The organism is Rhodococcus marinonascens NBRC 14363 (genome assembly GCF_001894885.1).
GTDB lineage: Bacteria > Actinomycetota > Actinomycetes > Mycobacteriales > Mycobacteriaceae > Rhodococcus_F > Rhodococcus_F marinonascens.
In genome coordinates this window covers 81,793-94,727 of the sequence record NZ_BCXB01000006.1, presented here as the reverse complement: position 1 = coordinate 94,727, position 12,935 = coordinate 81,793, and the positions used below count along the sequence as shown (strand labels likewise).

The following is a 12,935-nucleotide window of genomic DNA, read 5'->3' as shown; positions in this document are numbered from 1 at the left end:
CGGACGAACGGGTGAGCTGATGAACTGATGAACCCGGCCACTAAGCTGTCGACATGACCGTCCTCTACCATCTCGTTTTCGTCTGCCATCTGCTCGGTATGGCCGCCCTCGTCGGTGGCTACTTCGCGGTACTCGCGACTCCGCGGGTCTCCGAGGTGATGGTGTGGGGTGCGCGACTCCAATTCGTGTCAGGACTCATTCTCGTCGGCATCGGCGAGGGTGCACTCGACAAGGACTACAACCACATCAAGATCGGTGTGAAACTCGTACTGTCGCTCGTGATTCTTGCGCTGGCCGAGATCTTCCGAGGCAAGCAGAAGAAGGGGTTGGAGAACCCGAACATGGTGCATGTGATCGGCGGGCTGTCCATCGTTACCGTTCTAGTCGCCGCGCTCTGGACCTGATCCCGCCGCGGTTGCTGAGCGGAAGATGGCCCCGATTGCTACCGTCGGCAACATGAACAGCGAGGCGACGGTGTATTCGCACGGGCACGATGAGTCGGTGCTGCGCAACCACCGGTGGCGTACGGCGGAGAACTCCGCCGGGTACCTGTTGCCGCATTTGGCCAGTGGAATGACTTTGCTCGACGTCGGTTGCGGTCCGGGAACCATCACTGCTGACCTCGCGGGCCTTGTCGCTCCCGGAGAAGTCACGGCCGTCGAGATGAACGACGAGGCGCTGAACTTGGCACGGGCCGAGTTCGCGAAACGATGTGTCCCGAATGCCAAGACGGTGGTGTCGGACATTCACGCACTCGACTTCGCCGACGACACTTACGATGTCGTGTACGCACACCAGGTATTGCAACATGTCGGTGATCCGGTGCAGGCGTTGCGTGAAATGAAGCGTGTCTGCAAGCCGGGCGGAATCGTCGCCGTCCGCGACACCGACTACGGCACGTTCACCTGGTACCCGGCGAAGCCGGAACTCGACCGGTGGCTGGCGCTGTACAAGGCCACCGCCCGTGCGAACGGGGGTGAGCCCGACGCGGGGCGGCGCCTTCGGGCGTGGGCACACGAGGCTGGTCTCGAAGAGTTCATGACTACCGCCAGCACGTGGTGTTTCTCCTCGGACGAGGATCGCGAGTGGTGGGGCGGTTCCTGGGCCGATCGCGTCCTCCACTCCAACTACGCCGACCGTGCGATCGAACTGGGATTGGCAACTCCGGAGGATCTGGAACACATTGCGGCAGGATGGCATTCGTGGGTGCGGGAGTGCGACGGCTGGTTCGCGCTGCTGCACAGCGAAATCCTCTGCCGAGTGTAGGAACGATCTTTCGGTCGGCGCCGACTACAGGCCGGGGCGCTTGCCGACCGTCAACGTGACCTCGCCGGTGTGGGCAAAGAAGTCTTCACCCTTGTCGTCGACCACGATGAACGCGGGGAAGTCCTCGACCTCGATCTTCCAGATCGCCTCCATGCCCAGTTCCTCGTACTCGATCACCTCGACCTTCTTGATGCAGTCGAGGGCCAGACGTGCCGCGGGGCCGCCGATTGAGCCGAGGTAGAAGCCGCCGTACGACTTGCACGCGTCGGTGACCTGCTTGGAGCGGTTGCCCTTGGCGAGCATTACCATCGACCCGCCCGCGGCCTGAAACTGCTCCACATACGAGTCCATTCGGCCGGCGGTGGTGGGACCGAAGGAACCGGATGCCATGCCGTCGGGCGTCTTGGCCGGACCGGCGTAGTACACCGGATGATCCTTGAGGTACTGCGGCATCTCCTCGCCGGCGTCGAGGCGTTCCTTGATCTTCGCGTGGGCGATGTCGCGGGCGACGACCAGCGGACCGGTCAGCGACAAACGGGTCTTTACCGGGTGCTTCGACAACTCGGCGAGGATCTGCGGCATCGGCGTGGTGAGGTCGATCTTGACGGCGGCGCCCTTGCCGGTGCCGGAGACGCCATCTGTCTCGGTATCGAGTTGGGCGTCGGTGACCTCGGGGAGGAAGCGGCCGGGGTTGAACTCGAGTTGTTCGAGGAAGACACCCTCGGGGGTGATCTTCGCCTTGGCCTGACGGTCTGCGGAGCAGGACACGGCGAGCGCCACCGGGAGGGAGGCGCCGTGACGTGGGAGACGGATGACGCGGACGTCGTGGCAGAAGTACTTGCCGCCGAACTGGGCACCGATGCCGATCTTGCGGGTGAGTTCGAGGACTTCTTCCTCGAGGTCGAGGTCGCGGAAGCCGCGACCGGTGATCGCACCCTCGTTGGGAAGCTCGTCCAGGTAATGCGCGGACGCGTACTTGGCTGTCTTGAGCGCGAACTCGGCCGAGGTGCCGCCGACGACGATAGCGAGATGGTACGGCGGGCAGGCCGCAGTGCCGAGGGCGCGGATCTTCTCTTCGAGGAAACGCATCATGCCGTTGGGGTTCAGGATCGCCTTGGTCTCCTGGTACAGGTAGGACTTGTTGGCGCTGCCACCACCCTTGGCCATGAACAGGAACTTGTAGGCGTTCTCGTGGCCGCCCGCGGTGTCGGCGTAGAGCTCGATCTGCGCAGGGAGGTTGCTTCCGGTGTTCTTCTCGTCCCACATCGTGATCGGCGCGTTCTGCGAGTACCGCAGGTTGAGCCGGGTGTAGGCGTCGTAGACGCCCCGCGCGATGGCCCTCTCGTCGTCGCCGGGGGTGAGGACGTGCTGACCGCGCTTGCCCATGACGATCGCGGTGCCAGTGTCCTGGCACATCGGCAGAACGCCGGCAGCAGAGATATTGGCGTTCTTGAGTAGATCCAGCGCGACGAACTTGTCGTTGCTGGACGCTTCCGGATCGTCGAGGATGCTCGCGAGCTGCTTCAGATGATCGCTGCGCAGGTAATGCGAGATGTCGTGGAGTGCGGTCTCGGTGAGTAGACGCAACGCCTCGGGCTCGACGGACAGGAAGGTGCGGCCGTCGGGTCCTGCGACAGTCGTCACCCCCTCGGTGGTCAGCAACCGATATTCGGTGGGGTCGTCACCGATCGGTAGCAGGTCCTCGTAGACGAAGTCGGCCATTCTCTCTCCTGGACAGCGGGTGATGTGAAGTTCGAACCCAGGCTAGCCGGGAGCCGGAGACGCCCGATGGGCGAGGGGGAGTGCTCCTACACACAGTGGGGTAGCTCACAGGAGTCCGGGCCTGCAGATCCGTACACTCACCGGATGCAACGCGAAGGAGACCGGCCGAACGTATGACTATCCAATCCAACTCCGCGGGGGCCGTATACGCAGAGTCAACGGGTGGCTGGGCGAAGCGACCCGCGCTGCATGCCTATCTCGATATCGCAATAGTCGTGGTCGTGCTGGCGGGCACGAACCTGATCGCACACTTCACCACCGCGTGGGCCAGCATCGCCACCGTTCCGATCGCCGCTGTCGTGCTGCTCGTACTGACGCGCCGCAGGGGGCTCGGCTGGGCCGAGTTGGGGCTGTCCCCGAGACACTGGCGCCGGGGTTCGATGTACGCCCTCGGCGCGATGGGTCTCGTGATCGCCGTTGTCGCGATCGGAGCAGCGCTGCCACTCACTCGGCCCTTCTTCATGGCCGATCGGTATGCCACTCTCTCCGGCGCGCTCATCGCCTCGATGATCGTCATCCCACTACAGACTGTCATCCCCGAGGAACTCGCATTCCGTGGTGTACTCCACGGCACGCTCGACCGTGTGTGCAGTGCACGCGGAGTCTTCGCGGCGGGTTCGCTCATGTTCGGCCTCTGGCACATAGCGTCCTCGCTAGGGCTGACCTCGGGAAACAAGGGTTTGACGAGTATTTTGGGCGGCGGTGTAGTCGGTCAGATTCTCGGCATCCTTGGGGCGGTGGTCGTCACTGCGGGGGCCGGAGTGGCGTTCACCTGGATTCGCCGTCGCAGCGGCAGTCTGATTGCGCCCATCGCGCTGCACTGGTCGTTGAATGGCGCCGGCGCACTCGCCGCTGCCATCGTGTGGCATACGACCATCAACTGAACGCGGCGTTCGATTCGCCGATGTGGCCAGCGGCTCAGGACTATTCTCACGAAAGGTAGGCCTTCCGGACGACACCGACCTCGAGGGGAATCCAATGGTTCGCAAGACGATCGTCAGCGGTGCCGCAGTGGCTGCTATTGCGCTTGCCGGGGTAGCCGGTTGCTCCAACGAAAACTCCGATGACGCCCCGGTTACCACCACCACGAGTTCGGAGCCGGGCCCGTTCGATGGTGCGGCCACCAGCATCAGAGCCACCGCGTCGTCTGCTGTGAACACGGCATTGGAGGCCACTCAGAATGCCATCAACTCGGCAATCTCGGCGGTGCCGGTCCAGTTCGAATCCGATAGTTCCGAATTGGACCCGATTTCCAATGTGACGCTCACAACCATCGCGCTAGCACTGAAGACGAGCGATGCCGACATCAAGATCGACGCGTACGCCGACAAGTCCGATGAGGCCGCCGCACAGCAACTGGCCGAGGAACGTGCCGATTCCGTCGCCAGCGCCCTCGAAGCGCAGGGGATAGACAAGAACAGGATCTCCACCGAGGGAACCGCGAACCCGGGCAGCGACGTCAACGTCGACCAGGCCGACATCACCGTCGGGGAGAACTGATCGAACAGAGTTCAGTGCAGGAGGTTCCTGTGCTCGTTTCGGTACGGGATGTGCTCGGCGGTTCTGCCTTCTCGGAGTTTGAGCACCCATTCCGGATCGGATAGCAGGGCCCGACCGACCGCGACGAGGTCGAACTCGCCGTTCTCGTACTGTCGCAGCAGGCGGTCGATATTGGTGGGGTTCGATGCGCCGTCGGTGGGGAGGGCTTTCGTGAAAACGCTGTCGAGTCCTACCGAGCCCACCGTGATCGTCGGTAGTCCGGTTAGTTTCTTCGTCCATCCGGCCAGACCCAGTTCTCCGTCGGCACCGGGCAGTTCGGCGAACGCAGGTTCCCAGTATCTGCGAGTGGATGGATGCAACACGTCTACCCCCGCGGCAACCAGCGGCTTGAGCACCACGCTCAGCTCGTCGGGAGATTGCGCGATGCGTGCGTCGAAGGCGTTCAGCTTCCACTGGGAGAAGCGGTAGACGATGGCGAAGTCCTCGCCGACAGCCTCGCGGATCGCAGCGACCACCTCGACCGGGAATCTGGTACGGGCCTCGAGTGACCCGCCGTAGCTGTCGGACCTGACGTTCGTGCGGTCCCACAGGAACTGATCGATCAGGTAGCCGTGTGCGCCGTGAAGTTCGACGCCGTCGAAGCCGATGTCACGTGCGTTGGTTGCGGCCGCTACCCAGGCGTCTCGTAGTTCGTCCAGGTCGGATGCGGTGAACGGCCGACCCACCGGGGTGCCGTCCAGAGCCAGTCCAGACGGGCTGACGGTGGTCACACCAGGATTCAGGAGCGGATGTGGTCCGCGCTCGGCGCCCAGGTGCCACAGCTGCGGAATGATCTGTCCGCCCTCTTCGTGTACGGCGTCCACCACGGACTTCCACCCGGCGAGGCTGTTTTCGCCATAGAGGCGCGGCACTCGGGTATCGGGTCCGACGGCCGGGTCGGGGACGTACGTGCCTTCGGTGATGATAAGCCCCACCCCGCCCGCCGCGCGACGGCGGTAGTACGCCGTCACGTCGTCCCCGGGGATGCCGTCGGGAGAGAAGGCCCTCGTCATCGGGGCCATCGCGAAGCGGTTCCGCATTTTCAGGGACTTGATGGTGATCGGCTCGAAGAGGCCGTCTGTGGGCAGTGATGTTTCGGTCATACTTGTTTGCAACTCATTTGGGATACGCACGATTCCCGCATTTGACCTGCTGCCTAGTTGTAGGGTGAAGTCAGAGTCGAGACTCGCTGCCGGCGCGTGGGGGTCGTCCTCGCCCGGTCCGACGGGAGGGCGCACTGATGGGCAAGAAGGGTACGAAGACTGCCGATCTGGTGCTTTTCGGTGACGTGGTCACCATGGATGACACACGGCCACGCGCTCGAGCGGTCGCTGTTCGTGACGGACGCATCGCCGCGGTCGGCGACGACGCTGCGGTGATTCCGCTGATCGGGCCCGCGACGGTCACTGTGGACCTGGGCCGAGCCTGCGTACTCCCGGGATTCATCGAAGCGCATGGACATCCGCTCTACTCGGCGGTGCTTCTCGCCGAACCGGTCGTGGACATCAGGCCGGTCACCATCGCCGATGCGGAAGAAGTGGTCGAGGCCGTGCGCAAAGCCGTCGACGAGCATCCCGACGGCACCGTACTCAACGGCTGGGACCCCTTGTTGCAGAGGGGACTACCGGAACCGACCCGCGCGTGGCTCAATTCCGTCGCCCCGGACACTTCGCTGGTGATCCTGCACAACAGCGGGCACGTTGCCTTCTTCAATGACGTGGCCGCGCGGGAAGCCGGGTTGACCCGCGATGCGCCGGACCCCGAGGGCGGTAGCTTCGGCCGCGAGAGGTCGGGTGAACTCGACGGCTCAGCCTTCGAGGCACCCGCAGTGATGGCGGTGGCGGGAAAGGTACTGGCTGGGGCCGTGACTCGACTGCCTGAACTCCTCTCGGCGGAGTGCGCGCGGATGAACGCAGCGGGTGTTACCACCACCAGCGAGATGGCGTTCGACCCGAACTTCCGGGCCGCCTTGACCGCTTTCTCCAGGTCCGGCGCGCTCACTACTCGCCTCCGTCTCTACGAGATGTCGAACCCGCAGCGCGCCAGCGAGGTGTCTCCGGGTGTGGGCAACGACTTGGTCCGCCAGGTAGGTATCAAGATCTGGGCGGACGGTTCGCCCTGGGTGGGCAACGCGGCCACCAGTTTTCCGTACATCGATTCTGAGGTCACGCGGGCGATGGGTCTCGTTGGAACCCGTGGCAAGACCAACTACACCGAGGACGAGGTTCTCGAGATCAGTCGGCCGTACTTCGAGAAGGGCTGGCAAATCTCCTGTCACGCGAACGGCGACGACGCAGTCACCGTGGCGCTCGACGCATGGGAGCGGATGCTCGCGGACACGCCACGCGACGATCACCGGTTGCGGCTCGAGCACGTCGGAGCGATGACTCCGGACCAGTTCCGTCGAGCGACCGAACTCGGCGTCACGTGCAGCATGTTCATCGACCACCTCTACTATTGGGGAGACATTCTCGTCGACGACCTGTTCGGCTCGGAGCGGGGAACATCCTGGGCTGCAGCAAGTTCCGCAATCGCTATGGGACAGCGCATCTCGTTCCACAACGACGCGCCCGTCACCCCGATCAACCCGCTACGTAACATCGCCGACGCCGTTACCCGCCGCACCCGATCGGGACGCGTGCTCGGTCCCGACGAGCGGATCTCCGTCCTCGAGGCTCTTCGCGCGGAGACGATCAACTCAGCCTGGCATCTACACAGTGATGACGCGATAGGGGCGATCATGCCGGGTATGCACGCCGATTTCGTCGTACTGTCGGCAAATCCGCTTCTCGTGGAACCTGACGAGATCGCGGATCTGCGCATCCTCGCTACGATCATGGAGGGCCGAACGGTATTCGGAAAACTGAGGTGATCGCGTGGCGACTGGATCGAAGGCTGCGCGAAAGATCGTGATGCCCATGAGGCGCTGGATTCGGCGTGCCACCTACTTGCGGAAATGGCTCGTCCTGGGCGCCGCGATCGGGATCATTGCGGGACTCGGGGCGGTCGTGTTCTACTTCGCCCTGTCGGAGGCGACTCATCTACTGCTCGTCGAACTCGGGGGCTACCAACCACCGACCGCGGCAGGCGACGGTGGTGTGGCCGCGGGCAGGGAGTTCACGCGGCCGTGGGCGATCCCACTCGTGGTGTGCCTGGGTGGTCTGGTCTCGGGGATCATCGTGTTCACGCTTGCTCCGGAAGCCGAGGGACACGGCACCGACGCGGCGATCGACGCTGTCCACCGCGATCCCAGAATGATCCGCGTACGTGTCGTTCTCGTGAAACTGGTCGCGTCTGCGGTCACCATCGGGTCCGGCGGGTCCGGCGGTCGCGAGGGCCCGACGGCGCAGATCTCGGCCGGATTCGGGTCGCTGCTCTCCCGCCGACTCAACCTGTCTCCGCGGGACGGCAGGATCGCTGTGGCAGTCGGAATCGGCTCCGGCATCGGCGCGATCTTCGGCGCTCCACTCGGCGGCGCGGTGTTGTGTTGCACGATCCCGTTCCGGGAGGACTTCGATTTCGACATTCTGGTTCCCGCGTTGTTCACGTCGATCGTCAGCTACGCGGTGTTCGGCAGCTTCGTCGGCTTCGGGCCGCTTTTCGGGTATGCCGCGCAGGAGTACGTCTTCGTCGCGCCGCTCGAACTGGTGTGGTTCGCGATGATTGGCATCCTCGGTGGCCTGATCGGACTGCTGTACAGTGGAACCTTCTACACGACAGTAGATCTCACTCGTCTACTTCCAGGCAGTCGGATCGTCAAACCCGCGATCGGCGGACTGCTGGTCGGACTGATGGCGCTGGTGCTGCCGGAGGTACTCGGCAGCGGATACGGCTGGATCCAGCAGTCGATGTCCCGCTTGGACCTGATGTCGATCCCCCTGTGGGTAGTGCTGGCGTTGCCGTTCGCGAAGATCCTGGCGACTTCGCTGTCGATCGGCTCAGGTGGGTCCGGAGGCATCTTCGGGCCCGGCCTGGTGATCGGTGCATTCACCGGCGCGGCGGTGTGGCGGGTGCTCGAACCGTGGGCTCCCGGCGTCCCGGACAGTCCGGGCCCATTTGTCATCGTCGGGATGATGGCCTGTTTCGGCAGCATCGCGCGCGCCCCACTGGCGGTGATGCTGATGGTGGCGGAGATGACCGGCAGCATCGGGGTGCTGGCGCCGGGGATGATTGCAGTGGGAATTGCCTACCTCATCGTGCGTCGGGCAGGAAAGACCATCTACCGGTCTCAGGTAGAGAACAGGGATGAAGGTCGACGGCGGCAGCGGGCGCCGGGCTGAACGGATCGGGGTCCGTGGATTGCCCGCACACGGATCGGGGTCCGTGTGCGGGCGACTCGGTCGATTCCGGCATGCTTGTGGTCATGACCGTTCACGTTCCTCAGTACGTTGACCTCTTGTGGCCGGCGCTTCAGGCTGCCATTGCTCTCGGTGGCTCGGCCTCGAACGAGGAACTCGACAGCGCGGTCGTTGAGCGCGAAGGTTTTTCGTCCGAAGTGCAGGGGGTGCTGCACGGTGACGGTCCGAGCACGGAGATCGAATACCGACTGGCTTGGGCGCGCACTTACCTCAAGGGGATGGGTCTACTGACCAACAGTCGGCGCGGAGTGTGGAGCGTGACGGAGAAGGGTCGCGAGGTGACTGAGAGCGATATTCGCCCCTTGCACACCGAGTTCTCCGCGGAGAACCGCAAGAGAAACGCGGCCCGCAAATCGGCGAAGGCCGCCTCACGCAGAAACGACGAACCGGATACAAACATCGCCGAGGCGGAGAACGACGCGGATTGGAAGGACCTCCTACTCGACACCGTTCTCAAGATGTCTCCGCCCGCGTTCGAGCGGTTGACTCAACGGTTGCTGCGGGAGGCCGGATTCTCGAGCGCGTCGGTCACAGCACGCGGGGGAGATGGGGACATCGAGGGTCTCGGGGTGTATCAGCTTTCACTGCTCAGTTTCCCGGTGTTCTTTCAGTGCAAGCGCTACAGCGGCAGTGTCGGCGCCAGCGCGGTGCGTGATTTCCGCGGAGCGATGGCGGGCCGTGGCGAGAAGGGCTTGCTCATCACCACCGGCACGTTCACCGGTGACGCCCGGACGGAGTCGAAGAGGGACGGCGCGCCGCCGATCGATCTCATCGACGGCGACCGCTTGTGCGACCTGTTGAAGGAGCATTCGCTTGGCATCCAGACCACCACGCGACTCGTCGAGGATGTCGAGATCAGGTCGGACTACTTCAACTCTCTGGAACCGAAATGATCGACGACAGGCCTCGAACCCCAGGTCGGGATGCACTTTCCCGTTGCGGTATGGGCACGAAGCGATCACGCAGACCCTAAGCAACGGGCGCGCGCGTCCGTGATTGTGTAAACAGGAAGTTAAGCGTGAATTTCACTCACGTGAAAGACGGCGAGAGAAGCCGCAATGACTACCACGACATCGTGGCCGTTGACGGGCCGCACAGTGCGGGTGCCTGCCGGAATGCTGGTGGACCGCCGATTCGGGATGCTCGTCGACCAGTTCTTCGCGCTTTTCCACGACACCAGTCAGGGCGGCGGCGCATTGGCCGTATACCTGCACGGAGAACCCGTTGTGGACGTGTGGGCGGGCTGGGCGAGCCGCAACACCCAATGGAAGGAAGACACCGTCACCCTCACGTTCTCCACGGGTAAAGGTGTTGCGTCCACCGTGCTGCATCGTCTCGCAGGCCGCGGCATCATCGACTACGACATGCCGGTGGCGCAGTACTGGCCGTTGTTCGCTGTCGCGGGCAAGGACACCATCACCGTCCGCGAACTGCTGACGCATCGTGCCGGGCTGCACCGAGTTCGTGGGCTCGTGCCCGGCCCGCTGAGCCTGATGGATCATTCCTTGGTCAGCGCGGCACTAGCGGCTGCCGAACCGGATCGGCGGAGGCTGAACGCACCCGGATATCACGCGGTTACCTTCGGTTCGCTCGTTGCCGAACTGACGTCCCGTGCCTCAGGCACGCCATTCACCGAACTCGTGCGTACCGAGATCGCCGAACCACTCGGCGTGAAGGAATTCTGGTACGAGGTGCCGCGCAGCGAGCGCGGCCGGATCGCAAGGACGTTCCCACGCATCAACCCCTTCGGCGTTCCGTGGGCGGCCACCTCGTTCGCGATGTCGAGACTGCCCGGGTTGCGCGACGTGGCAGACGCTGGCATGCCCGCCGGATTCGACCTCCTCGTCCGCAACCCTGCGATCCACGACAGCGTGATGCCGGGATGGAACGGAGTTTTCAGCGCCCGCGCACTGGCCAAGATGTACGGGGCGCTGGCGAACGACGGTACCGTTGGCGGCGTCGAGTTCCTCCGGCCGGAAATCGTGGCGCAGCTGAGCGAGGTGCAGACGACCACGCGCGACTACGTGCTGGGCTTCCCGATGAATTGGCGGCTCGGCTACCATGCGGGGATGGTGGCGCGAAGAAGGCAACCCCGGAATACGTTCGGGCACTATGGTTTAGGTGGATCCGGCGCATTCGCGGACCCCGATACGGGGCTGTCGATCGCGTTCGTCACCAACCGGCTCGGCAACATGCTGACACCCATCGCAGACCTCCGTCTGCCCAGGCTCGGCTCGACCGCACTCGCAATTGCCGAGAGGTTGTAACCGAGCATATCCGTCTACTTCGATTCGATTTCGAACCGCCGATTTCGATCACCGCGTGCCGCAGGTCTGGAGATCGCAGGACCGGTAGCATCGAGTCCGTGACCGACGCGACCGCCAACACGACCCGCCCCGACCGGTTGCGTGTCCTCGTCTACAGCGACAACGCGAACACCCGTCAGAAGGTCGTCTTGGCGCTGGGGAGGCGTCCACACCCGGACCTGCCGGAATTGGAGTACGTCGAGGTGGCGACCGCGGCGGTCGTGATCCGGCGCATGGACGCCGGAGGCATCGACCTTGCCGTTCTGGACGGGGAAGCGGTACCGGCCGGCGGGATGGGGATCGCCAAGCAGTTGAAGGACGAGATCGACCGGTGTCCTCCGATCCTTGTCCTTACCGGGCGCCCCGACGATGCCTGGCTGGCCTCCTGGTCGCGCGCCGAGGCGGCGGTGCCGCACCCGATCGATCCGCTCCGGTTGGCGGAAGCGGTCATCGCGCTCCTGAAAACTCGACTCTCCGCTTAGGTTTTCCTGAGTTGGTCCTGCCGCGTCCGCGGGCCGACCAACAGCCTGTGCCGCATAGGGATTCCGTGCCCCGAGATCTACCGTAACTCGCTGGTTCAAACTGAGCGGGCTTGACGGCAAGCCTTGTACGCTGTGCGATAACTCACAAGAGCGTAGCTTCGGAAACGACAGTCCGGAATCGGGCGGCAACCCGTGAAGAGGGGAGTTGGAGTTGGCATGAATGTGTATGTGCCGATTCTCGTGCTCGGAGCAATCGCTGCCGCGTTCGCGGTCTTCTCCGTGGTCATGTCGATGATCGTCGGTCCGAAGCGCTACAACCGCGCCAAGCTCGACGCTTACGAATGCGGTATCGAGCCGACGCCGCACCGCGTGGGCTCCAGTCGTTTCCCAGTGAAGTACTACATGACTGCCATGTTGTTCATCATCTTCGACATCGAGATCGTGTTCCTCTACCCGTGGGCCGTGCACTTCGATGCGCTCGGTTTCTTCGGTCTCGGCGCCATGGCTCTATTCATCTTCAACGTCTCCGTCGCCTACGCATACGAATGGCGGCGTGGCGGTCTCAGTTGGGACTGATCGGTCCCAAACGCGGTCCAAAAGGCAAGTTGGAAGGAAAAAGTCGGATATGGGCATCGAGGAGAAGTTGCCGAGCGGCTTCCTGTTGACCACGGTCGAAGGGCTCGCGGGCTACTTCCGCAAGGGCTCGTTGTGGCCCGCAAGTTTCGGGCTCGCATGCTGCGCGATCGAGATGATGGCCACCGCCGGTGGACGCTTCGACATCGCGCGCTTCGGGATGGAAGCATTCCGTGCTTCGCCGAGACAGGCCGACCTCATGATCGTTGCAGGCCGGGTAAGCCAGAAGATGGCCCCAGTGCTGAGGCAGATCTACGACCAGATGGCGGAGCCGAAATGGGTGCTCGCGATGGGCGTGTGCGCGTCGTCCGGCGGCATGTTCAACAACTACGCGATCGTGCAGGGTGTCGACCACGTCGTCCCCGTCGACATCTACCTGCCGGGCTGCCCACCGCGCCCCGAGATGTTGCTGAACGCGATCCTGATGTTGCACGAGAAGATCCAGGAGATGCCTCTCGGTGTCCACAGGGAAGAGGTGGCGCGCGCAGTGGAGCAAGCCGCGCTGGCTGCCACCCCCACGATCGAGATGAAGGGTCTCCTCCGTTGAGCGGCACCGGGGCCGGTGAGCC

At 63.8% G+C, this 12,935-nt stretch carries 13 protein-coding genes; 11 read left to right on the top strand and 2 right to left on the bottom strand.

Features of this window, described 5'->3' with window-relative positions; translation table 11 throughout:
* The first annotated feature begins 53 nt into the window (after nucleotides 1–53).
* Both RM2_RS06650 and RM2_RS06645 read left to right on the top strand, forming a co-directional pair.
* Nucleotides 54–404, top strand: coding sequence for a hypothetical protein (locus RM2_RS06650; RefSeq protein WP_072688044.1), 351 nt, complete (start codon nucleotides 54–56; stop codon nucleotides 402–404).
* Nucleotides 405–456: 52 nt separating this feature from the next.
* Nucleotides 457–1,266 (top strand): class I SAM-dependent methyltransferase, encoded by an 810-nt coding sequence (locus tag RM2_RS06645; RefSeq protein WP_072688148.1) that lies wholly within the window; start codon nucleotides 457–459, stop codon nucleotides 1,264–1,266.
* A 24-nt stretch (nucleotides 1,267–1,290) separates the two neighbouring features.
* Here the strand turns inward: RM2_RS06645 and RM2_RS06640 are convergent, their stop codons facing one another.
* Nucleotides 1,291–2,988, bottom strand: a complete 1,698-nt coding sequence (locus tag RM2_RS06640; protein ID WP_072688043.1) for a fumarate hydratase — start codon at nucleotides 2,986–2,988, stop codon at nucleotides 1,291–1,293.
* A gap of 173 nt (nucleotides 2,989–3,161) precedes the next feature.
* Between RM2_RS06640 and RM2_RS06635 the strand changes: the two genes are divergently transcribed.
* Together RM2_RS06635 and RM2_RS06630 are read left to right on the top strand one after the other, a co-directional pair.
* Nucleotides 3,162–3,932, top strand: a complete 771-nt coding sequence (locus tag RM2_RS06635) for a CPBP family intramembrane glutamic endopeptidase (protein ID WP_072688042.1) — start codon at nucleotides 3,162–3,164, stop codon at nucleotides 3,930–3,932.
* A gap of 94 nt (nucleotides 3,933–4,026) precedes the next feature.
* Nucleotides 4,027–4,548 carry an OmpA family protein gene (locus RM2_RS06630; RefSeq protein ID WP_072688147.1) on the top strand — a complete coding sequence of 174 codons (522 nt, stop codon included), beginning with the start codon at nucleotides 4,027–4,029 and terminating at the stop codon, nucleotides 4,546–4,548.
* 11 nt (nucleotides 4,549–4,559) lie between these two features.
* On the opposite strand, the gene RM2_RS06625 is transcribed toward RM2_RS06630, so the two are convergent.
* Entirely contained in the window at nucleotides 4,560–5,690 is a 1,131-nt protein-coding gene (locus tag RM2_RS06625) for an NADH:flavin oxidoreductase (RefSeq protein ID WP_072688041.1), read from the bottom strand.
* Between the two features lie 137 nt (nucleotides 5,691–5,827).
* On the opposite strand from RM2_RS06625, the gene RM2_RS06620 reads away from it, so the two are divergent.
* From RM2_RS06620 to RM2_RS06590, 7 genes are all read left to right on the top strand, one after another.
* Nucleotides 5,828–7,459 carry an amidohydrolase gene (locus RM2_RS06620; RefSeq protein WP_072688040.1) on the top strand — a complete coding sequence of 544 codons (1,632 nt, stop codon included), beginning with the start codon at nucleotides 5,828–5,830 and terminating at the stop codon, nucleotides 7,457–7,459.
* A 40-nt stretch (nucleotides 7,460–7,499) separates the two neighbouring features.
* Nucleotides 7,500–8,867, top strand: coding sequence for a chloride channel protein (locus RM2_RS06615; RefSeq protein WP_072688146.1), 1,368 nt, complete (start codon nucleotides 7,500–7,502; stop codon nucleotides 8,865–8,867).
* Nucleotides 8,868–8,938: 71 nt separating this feature from the next.
* Entirely contained in the window at nucleotides 8,939–9,838 is a 900-nt protein-coding gene (locus RM2_RS06610) for a restriction endonuclease (protein WP_072688039.1), read from the top strand.
* A 165-nt stretch (nucleotides 9,839–10,003) separates the two neighbouring features.
* Complete coding sequence (locus RM2_RS06605) at nucleotides 10,004–11,212, top strand: serine hydrolase domain-containing protein (RefSeq protein ID WP_072688038.1); 1,209 nt, start codon at nucleotides 10,004–10,006, stop codon at nucleotides 11,210–11,212.
* A gap of 98 nt (nucleotides 11,213–11,310) precedes the next feature.
* Nucleotides 11,311–11,733 carry an Rv3143 family two-component system response regulator gene (locus RM2_RS06600; RefSeq protein WP_072688037.1) on the top strand — a complete coding sequence of 141 codons (423 nt, stop codon included), beginning with the start codon at nucleotides 11,311–11,313 and terminating at the stop codon, nucleotides 11,731–11,733.
* A 216-nt stretch (nucleotides 11,734–11,949) separates the two neighbouring features.
* Nucleotides 11,950–12,309, top strand: coding sequence for an NADH-quinone oxidoreductase subunit A (locus tag RM2_RS06595; RefSeq protein ID WP_072688036.1), 360 nt, complete (start codon nucleotides 11,950–11,952; stop codon nucleotides 12,307–12,309).
* A 49-nt stretch (nucleotides 12,310–12,358) separates the two neighbouring features.
* Nucleotides 12,359–12,913 carry a NuoB/complex I 20 kDa subunit family protein gene (locus RM2_RS06590; RefSeq protein WP_072688035.1) on the top strand — a complete coding sequence of 185 codons (555 nt, stop codon included), beginning with the start codon at nucleotides 12,359–12,361 and terminating at the stop codon, nucleotides 12,911–12,913.
* Nucleotides 12,914–12,935 lie beyond the last annotated feature (22 nt).

Bases quoted from the DNA above. Each gene is read 5' to 3' on its own strand.
- RM2_RS06650 (WP_072688044.1), top strand. From the start codon at position 54: ATGACCGTCCTCTACCATCTCGTTTTCGTCTGCCATCTGCTCGGTATG.
- RM2_RS06615 (WP_072688146.1), top strand. From the start codon at position 7,500: ATGCCCATGAGGCGCTGGATTCGGCGTGCCACCTACTTGCGGAAATGG.
- RM2_RS06645 (WP_072688148.1), top strand. From the start codon at position 457: ATGAACAGCGAGGCGACGGTGTATTCGCACGGGCACGATGAGTCGGTG.
- RM2_RS06595 (WP_072688036.1), top strand. From the start codon at position 11,950: ATGAATGTGTATGTGCCGATTCTCGTGCTCGGAGCAATCGCTGCCGCG.
- RM2_RS06610 (WP_072688039.1), top strand. From the start codon at position 8,939: ATGCTTGTGGTCATGACCGTTCACGTTCCTCAGTACGTTGACCTCTTG.
- RM2_RS06625 (WP_072688041.1), bottom strand. From the start codon at position 5,690: ATGACCGAAACATCACTGCCCACAGACGGCCTCTTCGAGCCGATCACC.
- RM2_RS06630 (WP_072688147.1), top strand. From the start codon at position 4,027: ATGGTTCGCAAGACGATCGTCAGCGGTGCCGCAGTGGCTGCTATTGCG.
- RM2_RS06640 (WP_072688043.1), bottom strand. From the start codon at position 2,988: ATGGCCGACTTCGTCTACGAGGACCTGCTACCGATCGGTGACGACCCC.
- RM2_RS06620 (WP_072688040.1), top strand. From the start codon at position 5,828: ATGGGCAAGAAGGGTACGAAGACTGCCGATCTGGTGCTTTTCGGTGAC.
- RM2_RS06605 (WP_072688038.1), top strand. From the start codon at position 10,004: ATGACTACCACGACATCGTGGCCGTTGACGGGCCGCACAGTGCGGGTG.
- RM2_RS06590 (WP_072688035.1), top strand. From the start codon at position 12,359: ATGGGCATCGAGGAGAAGTTGCCGAGCGGCTTCCTGTTGACCACGGTC.
- RM2_RS06635 (WP_072688042.1), top strand. From the start codon at position 3,162: ATGACTATCCAATCCAACTCCGCGGGGGCCGTATACGCAGAGTCAACG.